The sequence below is a fragment of the Streptomyces sp. NPDC006516 genome, assembly GCF_040611875.1.
Taxonomy (GTDB): Bacteria; Actinomycetota; Actinomycetes; order Streptomycetales; family Streptomycetaceae; genus Streptomyces.
Genome location: NZ_JBEXPD010000016.1, coordinates 60,073 through 77,314, shown reverse-complemented (window position 1 = coordinate 77,314; position 17,242 = coordinate 60,073). Strand labels below are relative to the sequence as shown.

At 72.2% G+C, this 17,242-nt stretch carries 15 protein-coding genes; 4 read left to right on the top strand and 11 right to left on the bottom strand.

Features of this window, described 5'->3' with window-relative positions:
- Positions 1-49: 49 nt before the first annotated feature.
- Positions 50-811, bottom strand: coding sequence for a DeoR/GlpR family DNA-binding transcription regulator (locus ABZY45_RS30955; RefSeq protein WP_356745314.1), 762 nt, complete (start codon positions 809-811; stop codon positions 50-52).
- Between the two features lie 469 nt (positions 812-1,280).
- On the opposite strand from ABZY45_RS30955, the gene ABZY45_RS30950 reads away from it, so the two are divergent.
- Entirely contained in the window at positions 1,281-1,910 is a 630-nt protein-coding gene (locus ABZY45_RS30950; protein WP_356745312.1) for a class I SAM-dependent methyltransferase, read from the top strand.
- Positions 1,911-1,923: 13 nt separating this feature from the next.
- Here the strand turns inward: ABZY45_RS30950 and ABZY45_RS30945 are convergent, their stop codons facing one another.
- The 4 genes from ABZY45_RS30945 to ABZY45_RS30930 all read right to left on the bottom strand — a co-directional run bounded on the left by ABZY45_RS30945 (position 1,924) and on the right by ABZY45_RS30930 (position 7,539).
- Positions 1,924-4,626, bottom strand: coding sequence for a SpoIIE family protein phosphatase (locus ABZY45_RS30945; protein WP_356745310.1), 2,703 nt, complete (start codon positions 4,624-4,626; stop codon positions 1,924-1,926).
- Positions 4,627-4,929: 303 nt separating this feature from the next.
- Complete coding sequence (locus ABZY45_RS30940) at positions 4,930-5,943, bottom strand: FAD-dependent monooxygenase (protein WP_356745308.1); 1,014 nt, start codon at positions 5,941-5,943, stop codon at positions 4,930-4,932.
- Complete coding sequence (locus tag ABZY45_RS30935) at positions 5,940-6,467, bottom strand: isoprenylcysteine carboxyl methyltransferase family protein (protein WP_356745306.1); 528 nt, start codon at positions 6,465-6,467, stop codon at positions 5,940-5,942. The genes ABZY45_RS30940 and ABZY45_RS30935 overlap by 4 nt, the downstream gene beginning before the upstream one ends.
- Positions 6,468-6,480: 13 nt before the next feature.
- Positions 6,481-7,539, bottom strand: coding sequence for a 3-oxoacyl-[acyl-carrier-protein] synthase III C-terminal domain-containing protein (locus ABZY45_RS30930; RefSeq protein ID WP_356745304.1), 1,059 nt, complete (start codon positions 7,537-7,539; stop codon positions 6,481-6,483).
- 119 nt (positions 7,540-7,658) lie between these two features.
- Between ABZY45_RS30930 and ABZY45_RS30925 the strand changes: the two genes are divergently transcribed.
- A complete protein-coding gene (locus ABZY45_RS30925; protein WP_356745302.1) occupies positions 7,659-8,546 on the top strand; it encodes a UbiA family prenyltransferase in 888 nt (295 codons plus the stop codon).
- Positions 8,547-8,598: 52 nt separating this feature from the next.
- Here ABZY45_RS30925 and ABZY45_RS30920 read toward each other — a convergent pair whose 3' ends face one another.
- From ABZY45_RS30920 to ABZY45_RS30910, 3 genes are all read right to left on the bottom strand, one after another.
- Positions 8,599-9,402, bottom strand: a complete 804-nt coding sequence (locus ABZY45_RS30920) for a carbohydrate ABC transporter permease (protein ID WP_356745443.1) — start codon at positions 9,400-9,402, stop codon at positions 8,599-8,601.
- A 101-nt stretch (positions 9,403-9,503) separates the two neighbouring features.
- Entirely contained in the window at positions 9,504-10,466 is a 963-nt protein-coding gene (locus tag ABZY45_RS30915; protein WP_356745300.1) for a sugar ABC transporter permease, read from the bottom strand.
- The gene (locus ABZY45_RS30910; RefSeq protein ID WP_356745298.1) at positions 10,463-11,803 is read right to left on the bottom strand and encodes an extracellular solute-binding protein; all 1,341 of its coding nucleotides are present in this window, start codon (positions 11,801-11,803) and stop codon (positions 10,463-10,465) included. The genes ABZY45_RS30915 and ABZY45_RS30910 overlap by 4 nt, the downstream gene beginning before the upstream one ends.
- 466 nt (positions 11,804-12,269) lie before the next feature.
- Between ABZY45_RS30910 and ABZY45_RS30905 the strand changes: the two genes are divergently transcribed.
- Both ABZY45_RS30905 and ABZY45_RS30900 read left to right on the top strand, forming a co-directional pair.
- The gene (locus tag ABZY45_RS30905) at positions 12,270-13,184 is read left to right on the top strand and encodes a diiron oxygenase (RefSeq protein ID WP_356745296.1); all 915 of its coding nucleotides are present in this window, start codon (positions 12,270-12,272) and stop codon (positions 13,182-13,184) included.
- Positions 13,185-13,193: 9 nt separating this feature from the next.
- A complete protein-coding gene (locus ABZY45_RS30900; protein ID WP_356745294.1) occupies positions 13,194-14,846 on the top strand; it encodes an FAD-dependent oxidoreductase in 1,653 nt (550 codons plus the stop codon).
- 168 nt (positions 14,847-15,014) lie between these two features.
- On the opposite strand, the gene ABZY45_RS30895 is transcribed toward ABZY45_RS30900, so the two are convergent.
- Genes ABZY45_RS30895 through ABZY45_RS30885 form a run of 3 tightly spaced genes read right to left on the bottom strand, consistent with a single transcriptional unit; the run spans position 15,015 to position 17,223 of the window.
- On the bottom strand, positions 15,015-16,031 hold the full coding sequence (locus tag ABZY45_RS30895) for an aromatic ring-hydroxylating dioxygenase subunit alpha (RefSeq protein ID WP_356745292.1): 1,017 nt from the start codon (positions 16,029-16,031) through the stop codon (positions 15,015-15,017).
- Positions 16,032-16,033: 2 nt separating this feature from the next.
- On the bottom strand, positions 16,034-16,258 hold the full coding sequence (locus ABZY45_RS30890) for a recombinase-like helix-turn-helix domain-containing protein (RefSeq protein WP_356745290.1): 225 nt from the start codon (positions 16,256-16,258) through the stop codon (positions 16,034-16,036).
- A gap of 29 nt (positions 16,259-16,287) precedes the next feature.
- On the bottom strand, positions 16,288-17,223 hold the full coding sequence (locus ABZY45_RS30885; RefSeq protein WP_356745288.1) for a PDR/VanB family oxidoreductase: 936 nt from the start codon (positions 17,221-17,223) through the stop codon (positions 16,288-16,290).
- Between the last annotated feature and the right edge of the window lie 19 nt (positions 17,224-17,242).

Here is a 17,242-nt window from a genome sequence, read left to right as displayed (position 1 = left end):
GGGACGGGCATCGGTGGGACGGCGGGCCCGGGCACCGCCGCCTGCGGGGTCAGACGCGGATGACGTTCGGGCCGAGGAGTGAGTAACGCTGGGCCTCGGCCGAGGGCAGGCCGGTGTCGGTGACGATCGTCTCGAAGTCGCCGACGCCCGCGAACCGGCAGAAGCTCACCGCTCCGAACTTCGTGTGGACTCCGGTGAAGACCCTGCGGCGGGCGCTGCGCATGGCCTGCGCCTTGACCTCGCACACCGTCGGGTCCGGGGTGGTCAGCCCGTACTGCCGGGAGATTCCGTTCGCGCCGACGTACGCCAGGTCGATGACGAAGTCGGCGAGCATGCGGGTGGCCCAGTGGTCGACCGTGGCCATGGTGCTGCCTCGCAGACGCCCGCCGAGCACGAGGACCGACGTCTTCTCCACGTCCGCGAGGACGGTCGCGACCGCGAGGGAGGCGGTGACCACCGTCAGGGGCCGGTCACGGGGCAGGGCTTCGGCGATGAGCTGGGGGGTGAAGCCCTCGTCGACGAACACCGTCTCGGCGTCACCGAGCAGGTCGGCGGCGGCCCTGGCGATCCGTGACTTCTGGGGTACGTGGTGCGTGGTGCGCATCGCGAGCGTGGTCTCGAACCCCGCGCTCTCGACCGGGTACGCACCACCGTGGGTACGCCGTACGAGGCCGTGCTCCTCCAGGATGTGCAGATCGCGCCGGATGGTCTCCTTGGCCACCTGGAACCGCTCGGCCAGCCGGTTCACGTCGACGGAACCGTCCTGCCGGGCGGCTTCCAGAATCCCTCGTCGGCGTTCCTCGGTGCCCACGGAACCATCCCTGCTCTCGTACGAATCCGGTGGAGGCCCTGCGTCCGTTCGGGCCCACGCACTGTTTGTACAAGCAGAAACGGTTGTTCGACCAGCTCCTTCGCCCGACGCGCTACGCCCGTTCGCGCCCGTTTCATCTCAGGTCTTCGCGCTGGTCACCCGCGTGAAGCGGGCGGCGGGCGGGCCCGGCTGCGCCCGATCGACCGATGCGGGCACCCGTTTCACGCCCGTTCCCGGTCACACCCGCACGCGGCCCCGCGGATTTCGGCCGCGCAGCCGGATGCCATGGGCCTTCGGCTGGATCGCGATGACAACGACCGCCCCTCGCCGTGGCGTTGCTGTGAAAGACTGCGCGGGCGGAGCGCTTCGCCTCGTCCGGGGTTCCAACTCTCCGCCTCCCTGCGCTCGGACGGCCCGCCGGAAGCGAGCGAGCCGTGTCGCGCCGTACCGCTCCGGAAGGGACCGTTCCATGACCGAGGCGCACCAGCACCCGGCAGCCCGGGCGTTCGACGCCATCGGCGCCGACTACGAGCGGGCCTTCGCCGGCTCGGCGGCGCACCTCGCCTCGCTGGACCGGCTGCTGGGCGCCCTGGCCCCGCGGAGCCGGGTCCTGGACGTCGGCAGCGGCACGGGCCGGCCGACCGCCGGGACGCTGGCGGACGCGGGGCACGAGGTGCTGGGGGTCGACGTCTCGCCCGTCATGGTGGAGCTGGCCTCCCGCCGCGTGCCCGGGGCGTCCTTCCGCTGCGCCGACATCCGTGAGGCCGCCCTGGAGGAGGAGAGCTTCGACGCGGTCTGCGTCTACTTCTCGCTCCTGCAGATGCCGCGCGAGGAGCAGCGCACCCTCGTGGGGCGGCTGACGAGGGCGCTCAGGCCGGGGGGCCGTATGGTCCTGGCGACGGTACCGCTGGACGTGGAGGATGTGAGCGCCGTGTTCATGGGCCAGGAGGTACGGGTGACCAGCTTCGGCCCCGAGTCGTTCAGGGCGCTCGCGACCGGCGCGGGGCTCACCGTCGAGCACGAGGACGACACGGTGTTCACACCGTCCCATCCGGCGGCGGGCCCCGAACCCCATCTCTTCCTGCACTGCCGCAAGTGATCCGGCGGCAGCGTCACACCGGGCCGTCGGTGTCCGTCGGCAGCGGCTGTTCCGTCCAGATGACCTTGCCGCCGTCGTCGGTGTAGCGGGTACCCCAGCGTTCGGCCAGCTGGGCGACGAGGAAGAGCCCCCGGCCGCCCTCGTCCATGCTGGCTGCCTGGCGCAGGTGGGGTGAGGTGCTGCTGCGGTCGGACACCTCGCAGATCAGCGTCCTGTCACGGATCAGCCGCACGCCGATGGGGCCGGTGGCGTAGCGGATGGAGTTGGTGACCAGTTCGCTGAGGATCAGCTCGGTCGTGAAGGCTTCCTCGACCAGCTCCCACTCGGCCAGCTTGCGGGACACGTCGGACCGGACCCTGGCGACCGCCGAGGGGTCGGACGGCACGTCCCAGTCGGCCACGTTCTCGGGGGCCAGCCGGAGGGTGCGGCCGACGAGCAGGGCCACGTCGTCCCGTGCCCTGCCGGGCACCAGGGCGCGCAGGACGGCCTCACAGGTCTCCTCGGGGGTCCGGTCGGGGTGGCCGGCCAGGGTCTCGCGCAGCAGTTCCAGCCCTTCGTCGATGTCACGGTGCCGCTCCTCCACCAGCCCGTCCGTGTAGAGCACCAGCCGGCTGTCCGGGGGAAGCTCCACGTCGTACGTCTCGAAGGGCAGGCCGCCGAGCCCGAGGGGCGGGCCACCGGGCACGTCGGCGAAGACCGCTTCCCCGTCGGGGCTGACGACGACCGGCTGGAGGTGGCCCGCCCGGGCCATCGCGCAGCGTCCGGTGGCCGGGTCGTAGATGGCGTAGAGGCAGGTCGCGCCGGTGACACCGCCGCCCTCGGAGCCGTCGGCGGCCTCGTCCTGGTCGATGCGGGCGACCAGCTCGTCCAGATGCCACAGCAGTTCGTCGGGGGGCAGGTCCAGGGTGGAGAAGTTGTGTACGGCCGTGCGCAGGCGCCCCATGGTGGCGGCCGCGTGGAGTCCGTGGCCGACCACGTCACCGACCACGAGTGCCACCCTGGCGCCGGGCAGCGGGATGATGTCGAACCAGTCACCGCCGACACCGCCGAGGCCACCGAGCCCCGCCTGTGCGGGGAGGTAGCGGTAGGCGGCGTCGATGGCGGTCTGGTCGGGGAGGCCGCGCGGGAGCAGGCTGCGCTGCAGGGTGACGGCCACGTTGTGCTCGCGCGAGTAGCGCCGGGCGTTGTCGATGCTCACCGCGGCGCGGGCGACGAGCTCCTCGGCCACGGAGAGGTCCTCGTCCTCGAACGGGTCGGGCATCCGGGCCCGCCAGAACATGGCCACGCCGAGGACCACACCCCTGGCCCGCATCGGGACGGCTATCAGCGAATGGAACCCGCATTCCACGATGTGGTCGGCGTTCGCCGGGTCGGGCTCCTGCCATCCCGACCTCGTCGTCAGGTCGGGGTCGAGTACGGCTTCCCCTCTGAGGAGCGCGGCGCCGATGTCCGTGCCCGGCAGGAAACGGATGACCGCCCCCAGGGGGGACAGGCCTGTGTCGTCCCGGGAGCCGCTGAAGGCGGTGCGGCGCAGGCCGTGGATGGCGGCTCCGGCTGCCGTGGGCTCCTCGCCGCGCAGCACCTCCTCGGCCACGTCGACAGTGGAGTAGTCGGCGAACCTGGCGGTGGCGAAGTCGGAGAGTTCCTCGCAGGTGCGCATGACGTCCAGGGTGGTGCCGATCTCGGTGCCCGCGTCGTAGAGCAGTTTCAGCCTCCCGCGCGCCATGGCGGCCCGGCCCGAGAGCGCCTGGAGCTCGGTGGTGTCGCGCAAGGTCGTCACGCTGCCGGGCGGTCCGCCGTTCCGGTCCGTGGACCGCTGGCTGACCGCGAGGAGCCGGTCGCCCACGGAGTGCACCTCGTCCGTCGCGCTGCGTCCCGAGGTCAGCAGCGTCGTGATGACGGGGTCGAGTCCGAGTTCGGCGACGGGCACCCCCTCGACCTCCGCGGGAAGACCGAGGAGCCTTCGCGCCTCGTCATTGGCCAGCAGGAGGCGCCCGTCACCGCTGACGATGACCACGCCTTCCCGTACGGCGTGCAGAACGGCGTCGTGATGCTCGTACATGCGGGTCATCTCGGTCGGGCCGAGACCGTGCGTCTGGCGTTTGAGCCGGCGGGTGACGAGCGCGGTGCCGCCCATGGTGAGCAGCAGGATCCCTCCGGCGGTGCCGAACAGCAGGGGGAACTGGCTCTCGGTGACCCCGCTGACGGTCTTGATCGTGATCCCGGCGGACACCAGGCCCACCACTTCGCCGTCCGCACCGAAGACGGGCACCACGGCCTGGACCAGCGGGCCGATGGTCCCGTCGACCTTCTCGGTGACGACCCGCCCGTCGAGAGCGGGGCCGACCTCACCGACGAACTTCTTGCCGATGCGGTCGGGCAGCGGATGCGTGTAGCGGACGGCGTCCAGATCCATGACCACGATGAAGTCGACGCCGGATCCCTTCCGTGCCGCCTCGGCCTTCGGCTGGAGCACCGCGGTGGGATCGGGGCTCCGCAGGGCCGCTTCCATTCCGGGGGCGTTCGCGAAGGTCTCGGCCACGGCGACCGAGCGATTGCGGGCTTCACGCTCACTGCCGGCCCGCGACTGCAGCACGAGCGCAGTCACGGAGGCAGCGACGAGCAACACCACGATCGCCACCTGCAGGAGAAAGACCTGACCAGCGAGGCTTCTCATCCCGAGAAACGAACGCGGGCGGCCGTAGCGTCCGGCCATGCCCCCCTTTCTACACGGCTTCCCGCTTCCTCGCCGCCCCGCCGCCCCCGTGGGCGGGCGGGTACGCCCGGTGGTCAGGCGGTCAGACGCCCGGGATGAGGGAGGCGACCAGCACGGACCGCACGACGGGGGTGTCCGTGGATCCGCGCGTGGATCGCCTCGGGTCCGATGCCGCGGGCAACCGGTCCCGGGGATTCCCTGGGATGCAGGCCGCACCCTCCCGCACCGCCGCCGGGCCTGTTCAGCGCCTTCCGGCGGGCTGCCGCCGGACGCGTACGGCGGGGTGTCCAACAGCCGGCGCGGCTACTGCAGGGCGCGTACGGCGGCCTTGAACACCAGGGGCAGGCGCTGGGCGGCCGGGACGATCAGGCCGGCGGAGAGCGGGTGTCCGGCCGTCGCCAGCAGCGCCTGGGTGAGCAGCCGATGGCGGCGCGTCAGGCGTGTCCACCGTGCGGGGTAGAGCTCGGGACGACCCGCCGCGAGGCAGTCGACCGCGGCCGAGGCGGTCGCCGTCGCCAGGGCGATGCCCTCGCCGGTGAGCGCGTCCACGTAACCCGCCGCGTCCCCGACCAGCAGCACGCGGCCGGCTCTCGGCGCGGCGGCGGTCCGGCGCAGGGGGCCCGCGCCCCGCACGGGGCCGGCGTCGAGACCCCGGAGCGCTCGGGCCAGGGCGGGGAACGCGGCGAGGTGCTGCTCGTGGGAGCACCGGTGACGGCTGAGCACGGCCACGCCGATCAGCCCCTCCCCCACCGGGGTCACATACGCCTCGCCGTGGCGTGACCAGTGCACCTCGACGAAGTCCGTCCAGGGGGCGACACCATAATGGCGGCGCAGCCCGTATCTGCGGGGCGCGGTGCCGGCCCGCTCCAGGCCCAGTGCGCGGCGCGAGGGCGAGTGCAGGCCGTCCGCCGCGATCAGCCAGCGTGCCGTCATGCCCGCCGCCGTGACGCTGTCGTGCCGCTGGCGCACCTCCTCAACCCGGCCCGTGACGACACGTACGCCGAGCTCCCTGGCCCGCCGGTGCAGGGCCGCGTGCAGTTCGGTCCGGCGCACGCCGAGTCCGGGGCCGCCGCTGAAGGCCGCCTCGGCCCGCCGGGCGCCCTCGACGTAGCGGATTCCGCGCAGTGCGCTGCCGGCCGGGGTGACGCCCAGTGCGCGCAGGGCCGCCACGCCGCTGGGCATGATGCCCTCGCCGCAGGCCTTGTCCACCGGGGCCGGGCGGGGTTCGACCACGACGGCCTCCAGACCCGCCGCGGCGGCCCGGATGGCCGCCGCGAGCCCGGCCGGTCCGCCGCCCGCCACCAGGATGTCGATCACGCGCGCGCGTCCGCCCCGGCGAAACGGGCCAGCGCGCTGTCCTCGCACCGGACGCGTACGGCCATGAGTGCCGCGTTGAGCACGGTGAACAGGACGGCGGTGACCCAGGCGCCGTGCACCAGCGGCAGGGCGGCTCCCTCGGCGGCGACGGCCACGTAGTTGGGGTGGCGGAGGAAGCGGTAGGGGCCGCCGGTCACCAGGGGCAGGCCCGGGACGACGATGACCCGGGTGTTCCAGCGGCGCCCCAGCGTACGGACGCACCACCAGCGCAGCCCTTGTGCGGCGGCCACCACAGCGACCATGCTCCAGCCGAGCCAGGGCAGGAAGGGCCGGTCCGCCAGCCATGTCTCGGCGAGGCAGGCGCCGAGCAGGGCGGTGTGCAGGGTCACCATCGCCGGGTAGTGGCCGCGTCCGGCTTCGGTGCCGCCCCGGGCCAGACTCCAGCGCGCGTTGCGCAGCGCCACCGCGAGCTCGGCGAGGCGTTCGGCGGCGACCGCCAGCACCAGGGCGGTGTACCAGATCATGTGTTCCTCCGGACTACCAGCGCAGCAGCACCAGTTCGCAGCAGAACCCGGGGCCCATGGCCATCAGGAGGCCGGGGCTGCCGGGTTCGGGCCTTCGCCGGTCCATCGTGTCCCGCAGGACGTGCAGCACCGAGGACGACGACAGGTTGCCGGTCTCGGCCAGCGATCTCCGGGTGACGTCGAGGGCGTCATCGGGCAGGTCCAGGGCGTCCGTGACAGCCTCCAGGACCTTGGGGCCTCCGGGGTGGCACACCCAGCGGGCGATGTCCTTCGGCTTGAGCCCGTGCGGTTCCAGGAAGCCGGTGACGTCCTCGGCGAGATACCGGCGCACGACGTCGGGGACGGCCGGGTCGAGCACCACGGTGAACCCGGAGCCCCGGATGTCCCAGCCCATGATGTGCCCGGTGTCCGGATACAGACGGCTGCGGGTGTCCAGTACCTCGGGACCGCCCGTGGCCGAGGGGTGTGCGCCGCCGACGAGGACCGCCGCCGCGGCGCCGTCACCGAACAGTGCGGTGGCGACCAGGTTGGCGGGGGTGGCGTCCTCGCGCTGGAAGGTCAGGGAGCAGAGCTCGACGGAGAGCAGGACGGCGACCTGTCCTGGGCGCCCGAGCAGGTAGTCGTGCAGCCGCGCCGTCCCGGCGGCGCCGGCGACGCAGCCCAGTCCGAAGACGGGGAGCCGTTTGACGTCGGGGCGCAGACCCAGGCGGCCGACGAGCCGCGCGTCCACCGAGGGCGCCGCGATCCCGGTGACGGAGGTGAACATCAGCAGGTCCACGTCGGCGGGCAGCAGTCCGGCCTTGCGCAGGGCGCCGCGTACCGCTTCAGCTCCGAGGTCGACGGCCGCGTCGATGAAGACGTCGTTGGCCGCGCCGAAGTCGTCCAGTTCGGCGTAGTCCCCCAGGGGCAGCACCGTGTTCCGGCTGCGCACTCCGGCGTTGCCGTGGATCCGGTCGAGCACACGACGGTCCGCCCCGTCCGGCAGGCAGGTGCGCGCCACCATGTCGGTGATCTCCCGCTGGCCGTGACGGTGCGGTGGCAGCACCCCGTGGACGGCCGCGATCCGGGTCATCCTGGCCACCGCTTCGGAGAGGTCATGACCCACATCCTGCCCGCAGAACGGGGCAAATCGCCGCAGGTGCGGCGCGCGGCTGTCGTGTTCGTGTGCTCAGGAGTACCTACGATCGGCCCGTGGACACCACGGACCGGCTCGCATCCCGGACAACGGCCGTACGGCTGCCGCGCCCGCTGACCGGCCTGCTCCGCTCCTGCCACCCGGGTCCGGTCGCGGCGGTGACCGCGCTGGTCGCGGCGCTGGGCGCCGGTGCGGGCCTCGGGGGCGGCCGTTGTGCGCTGGTCGCGTCGGCCGTGCTGGCCGGCCAGCTCTCGGTGGGCTGGTGCAACGACGCCTTCGACGCCCGCCGCGACGCCGACGCGGCCCGGCCCGGCAAGCCGGTGGCCCTGGGCGCGGTCGGAGCGGGCACCGTGTGGGGTGCCGCGTTCACCGGTCTGGCCCTGTGCGCGCTGCTGTCCTTCGCGTGCGGGGCCGCCGCGGGTTCCGCGCATCTGGCGGGAGTCCTGGCGGCCTGGGCGTACAACCTGAAGCTCAAGGAGACGGTGCTGTCCTGGCTGCCGTATGCGGTCGGCTTCGGCAGCCTGCCCTGTCTGGTCGCCCTGAGCCTGCCCGGCCACCCCTGGCCCGCCTGGTGGGCGGTGGCCGCGGGCGCCCTGCTCGGTGTCGCGGCACATCTGGGCGACGTACTGCCCGACATCGAGGCGGATCTGCGGGCGGGGATCCGCGGCCTGCCGCAGCGGTGGGGCGAGGCCCGCGCCCGGCGCCTGCTGCCGCTCCCCCTGCTGGCGGCCACCGCGGTCCTGCTCCTGGGCCCCCGCGCGAGCGGCGAGCCCGGCCCGCCCGCCCTCCTGGTCGCGGTTGCCCTCTGTGCCGTGGTGCTGGCGACGGCGTGCGCCGCTCCCCGGCCGGTCAGGACGTGGCGCAAGGCAGCGCTCGCGGGGACGGTCGCGGTGGCCGCCGCGGACGTGGCGCTGCTGCTGGCGCAGGGTACGTCGATCGCGTGACGGCCCGCGCGGACGGGGGGAGCCGTCCGTACGGGCCGCCGGCCTCGTACCGCTACTGCCCGGCGAGACCGGTGTGCGCGATGCCCCGCACGATCTGCCGCTGGAAGAACGCGAAGACGACCAGGAGCGGCATCCCCGCGATCACGAGCGAGGCCATGATCTGCGCGTAGCGCACACCGAAGGTCGACTGGACGTTGACGAGGCCCACGGGCAGGGTCATGCCGCCCGGGTCGGTGGTCACGAGGAACGGCCAGAGGAAATTGTTCCAGGTGGAGATGAAGGTGAAGATCGCCACGGCGGCGAGCACCGGCCGGGACAGCGGGATGACGATCGTCCAGAAGACCCGCCAGCGGCCGGCGCCGTCGACGAAGGCCGCCTCCTCCAGCTCCCGTGGCACGCCCTCGAAGAACTTGACCAGGATGAACACCATGGCGGGTACGGCGACCTGGGGCAGGATCACGCCCCAGTAGGTGTCGACGAGGCCGAGCTGGACCATCTCGCGGAACAGGGGCGCGATGAGGACCTGCGGCGGCACCATGATGCCGGCGAGCACCAGACCGTAGATGAGCCGACGGCCCCGGAAGTCGGTGCGGGTGAAGCCGTAGGCGGCCATGGCGCAGGTCACGACGGTCAGCAGCGTCGTCATGACGGAGATGTACGCCGAGTTCATGAGCCAGACCATGAGGTCGCCCGACTCCCAGACCTTGCTGTACGCCTCGAAGGTGACGCGCGAACCGATCCAGGAGAGCGGGGTCTTCGCGGTGTCCCCCTCAGGTTTGAGGGAGGTGGCGACGGCCCAGGCGAGGGGCAGGAGCCAGGCCGCGGTGAGCAGCAGGGCGATGGCGAGCAGGACGATCCTGCCGGGGGTCCACCGCGGGCGGCGGCCCCCCGCGTCGGCGGGCCGCCCGGGCCTCTCGGGCCGGGGGGTGCGGGACGGTACGACGGTGATGGAACCGCTCACTTCGCGGCCTCCTCAGCTCGGCGCCGGGACAGCAGCGGCTGCACCAGGGAGACGGTCAGGATCAGGGCGAAGAAGATGTAGGAGACGGCCGAGGCGTAACCGATGCGGTAGCCCGTGAAGCCCTGCTGGTAGACGTACTGGAGGATCGGCCGGGTGGACTCGTCGGGGCCGCCGCCGGTCATGATGTAGACCTGGTCGAAGATCTTCAGCGAGGCGAGCACCTGGAGGACGACGACCAGTCCTGTGGTCCGGCGCAGCATCGGCAGGGTGATGTGGAGCAGCCGCTTCCACGCGCCCGCCCCGTCGAGTTCCGCGGCCTCGTACAGGTGCGCCGGAATGGCCTGGAGGGCGGCGAGGTACAGCAGGAAGTTGAAGCCGACGGTCCACCAGACGGTGGTGGCCACGATGCTGAGCATGGCGTAACGCTCGTCGGTCAGCCAGCCGATCTCCGGGGTCAGGCCGACGGAGGCCAGCAGTTGGTCGGCGAGACCGAAGTCGGACGGCAGGATCATGTTGACGAACAGCAGGCAGACGACGCCGGAGGGCAGCAGGAACGGGGCGAACCAGCTGAGCCGCCACAGCCACTGCACGACCCGCAGCTGATGGGCGAGCAGTGCGAGGACCAGGCCGACGACGACGAGGGGGACGGTGGACAGGACCGTGAACCAGACGGTGTTCCACAGCGAGGACCACACCTCGGGGTCGCGGACCGCCTCGGCGTAGTTGTCGAGGCCGACGAACTCCCCTCCGCTGCCGGTGATGTTCTCGCTCGTCAGGCTCATGCCCAGGCCGGATATCAGCGGCCAGATGAGGAACATGGCGTACACGAGGAGGAAGGGCGCGATGAACACCAGGCCGTGTTCGGTCCACTTCCTGCGCACGGAGCGGGCCGGGCGTCCGGCCGCGCTCCCTGCGGGCTTCGACGCGGGCTCCGTCGCCGCGGCGGTGGTCGTGGTCATGACGCGTCTCCCGGGAGGGGGTTGCGGGTGTCGAGGAGGGTCCGCAGCCGGGCCTTCGCCTCGGTCAGGGCGTTGCGCGGGCTCCTGGAGCCGGTGAGGACCCCGGAGAACACTGCGCCGAGCTCGATCCACAGCCTGGAGGCCGAGCCGGCGAACCACGCGGGCTCGTCGAGTGCCACGTCGTCGATCACGGTGCGGTATTCGGACTGCGGCTTGAGCGCGAGGTAGGCCGGGTCGTCGAGCACCGGGAGGTAGGCGGGCACATGGCCGCCCTCGGCCCAGGCCACCGAGTTGCGCAGCATCCAGGCGACGAGGGTGTGCGCCGCCTCGTTGCCCGCACCGCCCCGGTCCGCCTGGTGCGGCAGGACGAAGGCGTGGCAGTCGGCCTGGGTGGCCGCTGTGCCGAACAGCGCGGGGATACGGGCCATGGAGAACGGGAGCCCGGTGGCCTTGAAGGTGCTGATCTCCCATTCGCCGTTGAGGTGGAAGGCGGTCTTGCCGCCGTTGAAGACGCCGACGGATCCGGCGTAGTCGACGCGGCGCACCATCAGCCCCTCCTCGATGAGCCGGGCCAGGTACTCCAGGACCCCGAGGGCCTTGGCGTCGTCGAGCGCGAGGCGCTTCCCGTCCGGGGAGAGCACCTTGCCGCCGGTCTGGGCGTAGAAGCTGGAGAACAGACGCCACGGGGTGATGCAGTCGGGGCCGAGCGTCTCGGTCACGAGCCCCGGCTGCCCGGTCGCCTTCTTCGCGGCGCGCAGGGCCTCGGCGAACTCCTCGGCGCCGCTGATCGGCTTGAGCCGGCCGCCCGACAGGAGTCCGGCCTTCTCGCAGACCTCGGTCTGGTAGTAGAGGACGAAGGGGTGGGTGTCGAGGGGTACGGCGTACTGCTTGCCGGCCACCTGGCCCCGGCGCCAGATGTCCGGCGGGAAGTCCGCCTCGCGCACCCCGTGTTCGGCCAGCAGGTCGAGGTCGAACGGGTCGAGGAGCCTGCCGGGGGCGAAGCCCGTGAGCCGGGCGAGGTGCAGTGCGGCGAGTTCGGGTGCCCGGCCCCCGGCACCCGCCATGCCGAGCTTGGTGTAGTACGGGGCGCCCCATTGCAGGGTCGAGGCCTCCAGGGCGATGCCGGGGTGCTCTCCGCGGAAATCGTCCAGCATGCCCTGCATGTTCACCCCGTCACCACCTCCGAAGAGGTGCCAGAACCGCAGCAGCGTCTGTCCCGGACCTGCTGCGGTGGCGGGGGCGGCACAACCGGACAGGGAACCGAGGGCTCCGGCGGCGGCCAGGGCGCCGGCACCGCCCGCGAGGGCTCGGCGCCGGCTGAGGAGGGGTGCATGCATGGCGGCTCGTCTCGACTCGTCTCTGAGGTGCGGGGACGCGGCGAAGGAGGGCGGGGTGTTCGATATTTCGGCTCCCGACCGCTACTTCGGACGGGACCGTAGGCCGGGGAAAACCCGGCGTCAATGACTCGCGCTGAAATTGCGAACAATGTTCGAAACCGCGAACGCCACGCTGCTCCACGCGCGCGGAAACGGCCACCGGAAGCACCCTCGCCGGGGCGCGGCGAGGAGATGTCGCGAGGATGCGCGCACATTTCTTACTGGGGGGTAGGCCCGCCGGGCATCCTTGCTATACCTTCCGTCTAACAAGAGGGGCGAGAAGGCGGAACGGCCGGGCGGACACCGGCCCTCCACGCATGCTGCCCGCACAACAGAGCTGCCCGACACCGTCTTTGCCGCTCCGTCACCGCAGCCACGCAATGTGAACGCACCAAGGAACATCGCTGACGAACCGAGGAGCCGCACCATGGCAAGCAGCACCGTTCGACCGGATGCCCAGGACCGGCCGCCCGAGGACGACCTCACCCGTCGCCTCCTCGAATCGGCCGCCACGCTCGCCTACGACCCCGCCACCGAGGTCGACTGGGAGACCCCGCTGGACAAGGACTTCCACGGCGCGAGCCCGGAGTGGAGCACTCTGTACGGCACCGCCTACTGGGCGGAGCTCACCGAGGAACAGCGCAAGGAACTCACCCGCCAGGAAGCCGCTTCGGTGGCCAGCACCGGCATCTGGTTCGAGATGATCCTGCAGCAGATGGTGCTGCGCGACGTGTACGCGAAGGACCCGACGAGCGCGGACGTCCAGTGGGCGCTCACCGAGATCGCCGAGGAGTGCCGGCACTCGATCATGTTCGCCCGAGGCGCGCAGAAGCTGGGCGCCCCTCCCTACCGGCCGCACCGGGTCGCCGTCGAGCTGGGACGGGCCTTCAAGACGCTCGCGTTCGGCGAGGCGGCGTACGCGGCGATCCTCGTCGCGGAGGAGGTCCTGGACGTCATGCAGCGCGACTGGATGCGCGACGAGCGCGTCGTGCCCTTCGTCCGCACCATCAACAACATCCATGTGGTCGAGGAATCCCGGCACATGAAGTTCGCCCGTGCGGAGACACGCAAGCACCTCAGCGGCGCGGGCCCGGTCCGGCGCAGGATCAACGCGCTCGTCATCGCGATCGCGTCGTACGTGATCGTCACGAGCATGGTGAACAAGGGCGTCTACGCGAACGCCGGGCTCGACGCGGAACGCGCGATCGGCGAGGCGAAGGCCAACGAGCACCACAAGGCGATGATGCGGTCCAGCTGCTCCGGCCTCATGGAGTTCCTGGCCTCCGCCCGGCTGCTGACCAAGCCCGCCCTGATGTTCTACAAGCGCGCCCATCTGATCTGAGCGGACGACATGACCTACGCCATCACCCAGACGTGCTGCAGCGACGCCACGTGCGTCACGGTGTGCCCCGTCAACTGCATCCATCCGACGCCGGACGAGCCGGATTTCGGCCGGACGGAGATGCTGTACATCGACCCGGCCTCCTGCATCGACTGCGGGGCCTGCGCCGACGCGTGCCCGGTGGACGCGGTCTTCCCGGTGGACGCGCTGCCGGCCGCGCAGCGGGAGTACGGCCCGCTGAACGCCGCGTACTTCGCGGGCAGGGAGGCCGTTCCGGCGTCCGAGGGGCCGAACTTCCACGTGTGGGGCGAGCCGGTCTTCGACCGGAACCTGCCGGCGGACTTCGCTCCCCTGCGCGTCGCGGTGGTGGGCACCGGCCCGGCGGGAATGTACGCCGCCGAGGACCTGCTGCTGCACACCGGCGCCGAGGTGACGCTGATCGACCGGCTGCCCGTCGCCGGCGGGCTCATCCGCTACGGTGTGGCGCCCGACCACCTCTCGACCAAGAAGGCCGGTGACACCTTCGCGAGGTTCCACACGCATCCGCGCGTGCGCATGCACCTGGGCCTGGAGGTGGGCCGCGACCTCACCCCGCAGGAGCTCGCCGACCACCACGACGCGGTGATCTACGCGGTCGGCGCGCCGGCCGGCCGCAGTCTCGGCATCCCGGGCGAGGACCTGGCCGGCAGCATCTGCGCGACGACGTTCGTCTCCTGGTACAACGCCCATCCCGACGTCGCCCCGGAGGCGGTGGACCTGTCGGCGGAGCGCGTCGTCGTGGTCGGCAACGGAAACGTTGCACTCGACGTGGCCCGCATCCTGGTCTCGGACCCCGCGACGCTGGCGGCGGGTGACATCGCGGGCCACGCGCTGGAGGCCCTGCGCGCGAGCGCGGTGCGCGAGGTGGTGCTGCTGGGGCGCCGGGGCCCCGCCGACGCGGCGTACACCCGGTCCGAGCTGCTCGCGCTGAAGCATCTGCCCGGCGTGGAGCTCGTCGTCGACGACCACGACCCCCGGACCGGCGCGGCGATCGACGCCGCGGCGCCGGGTGAGCGGGCGGCTCTGCTCCAGGACGTCGCCCGCGCGAAGGTGGACTGGCCGGGGCCGCCCTCTGCCGGGCGTCGCATCGTGTTCCGCTTCCACTCCGCGCCGGTGGAGGCGCTCGGTGACGGTGGTGTGCGAGCGGTCCGGGTGACCGGCGGGCCCGACGGCGCCGAGCGTCTGGAGATACCGGCGGGGCTGCTGCTGCGCGCCGTCGGCCAGCGCGGTGTGCCGGTCACCGGACTGCCGTTCGACGAGGTGACGGGCACGGTTCCGCACGAGAACGGACGCGTGGCGGACCGTCCCGGTACGTACGTCGTGGGCTGGATCAAGCGCGGGCCCTCCGGGGGCATCGGCGCCAACCGGACCTGTGCCGCCGAGACCGTCACCGCGCTCCTGGAGGATGCCGTGGCCGGTGCGCTGCCCTCCCCCGGACAGGGGGCGAAGGCGTTCCAGCGGCTGGTGCGGCGCCGTAACCGGCGGGTCGTGGACGCGCGGGGCCTGGAGCGGATCGAGCGGGCCGAACTGGCCCTGGGGCAGCGCGCGGGCCGGCCCCGGATCAAGCTGGCCACGGTCCCCGAGCTGGTGGCGGCGGCGAAGAGCCGTCGCGTCCCGGGCTGACCGGGGGCTGCCCGGAGGAGCCGTCGCGTCCCGGGCTGACCCGGGGCTGCCCGGGAAGGGGCCGTGATCGTCGTACGGACGGCTCCGGCGGGTCGTGAGGACCCGGCCGGAGCCGTGCCGGCGTCGCGGGCTCCCTCTTCTGTGGCCCGGCGTGCGGCGGAGCCCCGCTCAGGCCCTCGCCTTGGACTGGGCCTCGGCCTCGGCGCGGTAAAGGCGGCGCAACCGGACCACGCCGAGGTCGTGCTGGTACAGGTTCTCCTGCTGGTCGGCGTCGACGGGCATGGCCTCCAGCATGACGCGGTCCTGTTCCAGGACGTCCCAGTGGCGCTGCTCGATCAACGTCCGGTAGAGGAAGCGCCAGGACGCGCGCTGCCAGTCCGCGACCCGGCGGTAACGCCAGAAGAAGACCCCGCTGCGCTGTTCGTCGACCGGGCAGACCATGCCGACGATGCCGAACGCACCGCCGGGACCGGCCGACGGGGGGTAGGGGATGGAGAGGTCGACCCAGTCCACCCCGGTGCGGCAGAGTTCCACCCAGTCGAAGTTGACGCCCCGCTGGTCGGTCTTCTCGAAGAAGTAGCCCCGGGCGGTCTCCCGGATGCGGAACTTGGCGGTCGTGTCGCCGTCGAACATCGTGTGGGAGTCGTGGTGCAGGAACGCGCCGTGCATCGGGTCGAGCAGGTTCTCCACGGCGTAGCGCCAGGGCGTGTTCCACTCCGCGTAGCAGAGGAACGCCTCCACCTCGGGGTCGGTCAGCGGCTCCGGAAGCGTCAGTTCGGCGGGCTCAGGGTGCTCCTCGTCCCCGAAGTAGGCGAGGATCGCGCCCCCGACCTCGCGTACGGGCAGCGAGGTGACCAGCCGCTTGCCCTCCAGGCTGCAGCCGGGCAGGCCGGGCACCGAGGAGACCGTGCCGTCGGACTCGACCTCGACGCCGTGGTACCAGCACGCCACCCGGTCGCCGAGGTGCTTGCCGAGCGACAGCGGGGCGCCGCGGTGGGGGCAGCGGTCGGCGAGCATGGACAGGACACCGTCGGAGCGCCGGAACAGCAGCCACTGCTCGCCGAGCGCGGTCACCTTGCGCATCGCGCCCGGCGCGACGAAGTGGGAGGGGACGACAGGGTGCCACTGGTTGCGCAGGCCGGTCGCGTAGATGTGTTCCGCGGAGGCGGAGGACGACAGCGTCATGGTCAGGCTCCCAGTCGGTTCATCTCGGCGCGGAAGGACTCCTCGGTCCAGGGCGTGCCGTCGGCGGCGTGGACCTGGCGGGCGTTGAGCCCGCGCACCACGTCGGTCAGCTCGTGGCCCTCGCGGGTGAAGACCTCTTCGAGGGTCGCCGCGAGCTTGTACTCGTACGGCGTCGGCTCGTGCGTGCGGGACTGGTGGATGTCCAGGTACGGCCAGGTGTCGTTCACGGTGTCTCCTGAAAGTGCGGGGGAAGGGGTCACAGGTCGAGGACGAGCCGGCCGGATGCGCACCGCGAGACACAGATCATCATCGAGGCGCCCGCGGCCCGTTCGGCCTCGCTCAGCAGGAAGTCGCGGTGATCGGGCGTGCCTTCGAGCACCCGGGTCTCGCAGGAGCCGCAGATCCCGTCGCGGCACGAGTTGTTCACGGTGATCCCCGCGCCCTCCGCGGCCTCCAGCACCGAGGTCCCCGCGCCGACGGTGAGCGTCACCCCGGAGGTGCGGCACTCGACCTCGAAGGCCTCGTCGTCGCCGGTGTGTTCCACCGTGGGCGCCGCGAAACGCTCCAGGCGCAGCCGGTCCACGGGGCAGCGCTCTTCGACAGCGGCGAGCAGCGGCTCGGGGCCGCAGGAGTAGACGAGGGTGTTCGCGGGAAGGCCGGCGAGCACGGAGTCCAGGTCGATGTGGCCGTGTTCGTCCTGGGGAACGAGCGTGAGGTCACCGCCCAGTGCCTCGAGTTCGGCGGTGAAGGCCATGGACGACCGGTTCCTGCCGCCGTAGACCATCCGCCACCCTGCGCCCCGGCGCGCCGCTTCCCGGGCCATCGCCAGCAGCGGGGTGATCCCGATGCCCCCGGCGACGAACACGTAACTCTCGGCGTCCTCCAGCGCGAAGTGGTTGCGCGGCTCGGAGACGATGATCTGCTGGCCGGGCCGCAGCTGGGTGTGCACGAAGCGTGAACCGCCGCGCGAGGCGGGTTCGTTGAGCACGCCGATGCGGTACACGTCGGCGGCGAGGGGATCCCCGCACAGGCTGTACTGGCGGACCTGCCCGCCGGCGTGGACGTCGACGTGGGCGCCGGGGGTCCATGCGGGCAGCGGTTTGCCGTCGGGGTGGGTGAGTTCGACGGACAGGACGCCTTCGGCCTCCCAGGTCATACGACGGACGGTCAGCCGCAGCGAATCCTCGCTCATGGTCTGTTGCCTCCTTACC

What these genes read in the sequence shown, in the direction of transcription:
- ABZY45_RS30950 (WP_356745312.1), top strand. Translation starts at nt 1,281, where the DNA reads ATGACCGAGGCGCACCAGCACCCGGCAGCCCGGGCGTTCGACGCCATC.
- ABZY45_RS30945 (WP_356745310.1), bottom strand. Translation starts at nt 4,626, where the DNA reads ATGGCCGGACGCTACGGCCGCCCGCGTTCGTTTCTCGGGATGAGAAGC.
- ABZY45_RS30935 (WP_356745306.1), bottom strand. Translation starts at nt 6,467, where the DNA reads ATGATCTGGTACACCGCCCTGGTGCTGGCGGTCGCCGCCGAACGCCTC.
- ABZY45_RS30930 (WP_356745304.1), bottom strand. Translation starts at nt 7,539, where the DNA reads ATGACCCGGATCGCGGCCGTCCACGGGGTGCTGCCACCGCACCGTCAC.
- ABZY45_RS30915 (WP_356745300.1), bottom strand. Translation starts at nt 10,466, where the DNA reads ATGACCACGACCACCGCCGCGGCGACGGAGCCCGCGTCGAAGCCCGCA.
- ABZY45_RS30910 (WP_356745298.1), bottom strand. Translation starts at nt 11,803, where the DNA reads ATGCATGCACCCCTCCTCAGCCGGCGCCGAGCCCTCGCGGGCGGTGCC.
- ABZY45_RS30905 (WP_356745296.1), top strand. Translation starts at nt 12,270, where the DNA reads ATGGCAAGCAGCACCGTTCGACCGGATGCCCAGGACCGGCCGCCCGAG.
- ABZY45_RS30900 (WP_356745294.1), top strand. Translation starts at nt 13,194, where the DNA reads ATGACCTACGCCATCACCCAGACGTGCTGCAGCGACGCCACGTGCGTC.
- ABZY45_RS30895 (WP_356745292.1), bottom strand. Translation starts at nt 16,031, where the DNA reads ATGACGCTGTCGTCCTCCGCCTCCGCGGAACACATCTACGCGACCGGC.
- ABZY45_RS30885 (WP_356745288.1), bottom strand. Translation starts at nt 17,223, where the DNA reads ATGAGCGAGGATTCGCTGCGGCTGACCGTCCGTCGTATGACCTGGGAG.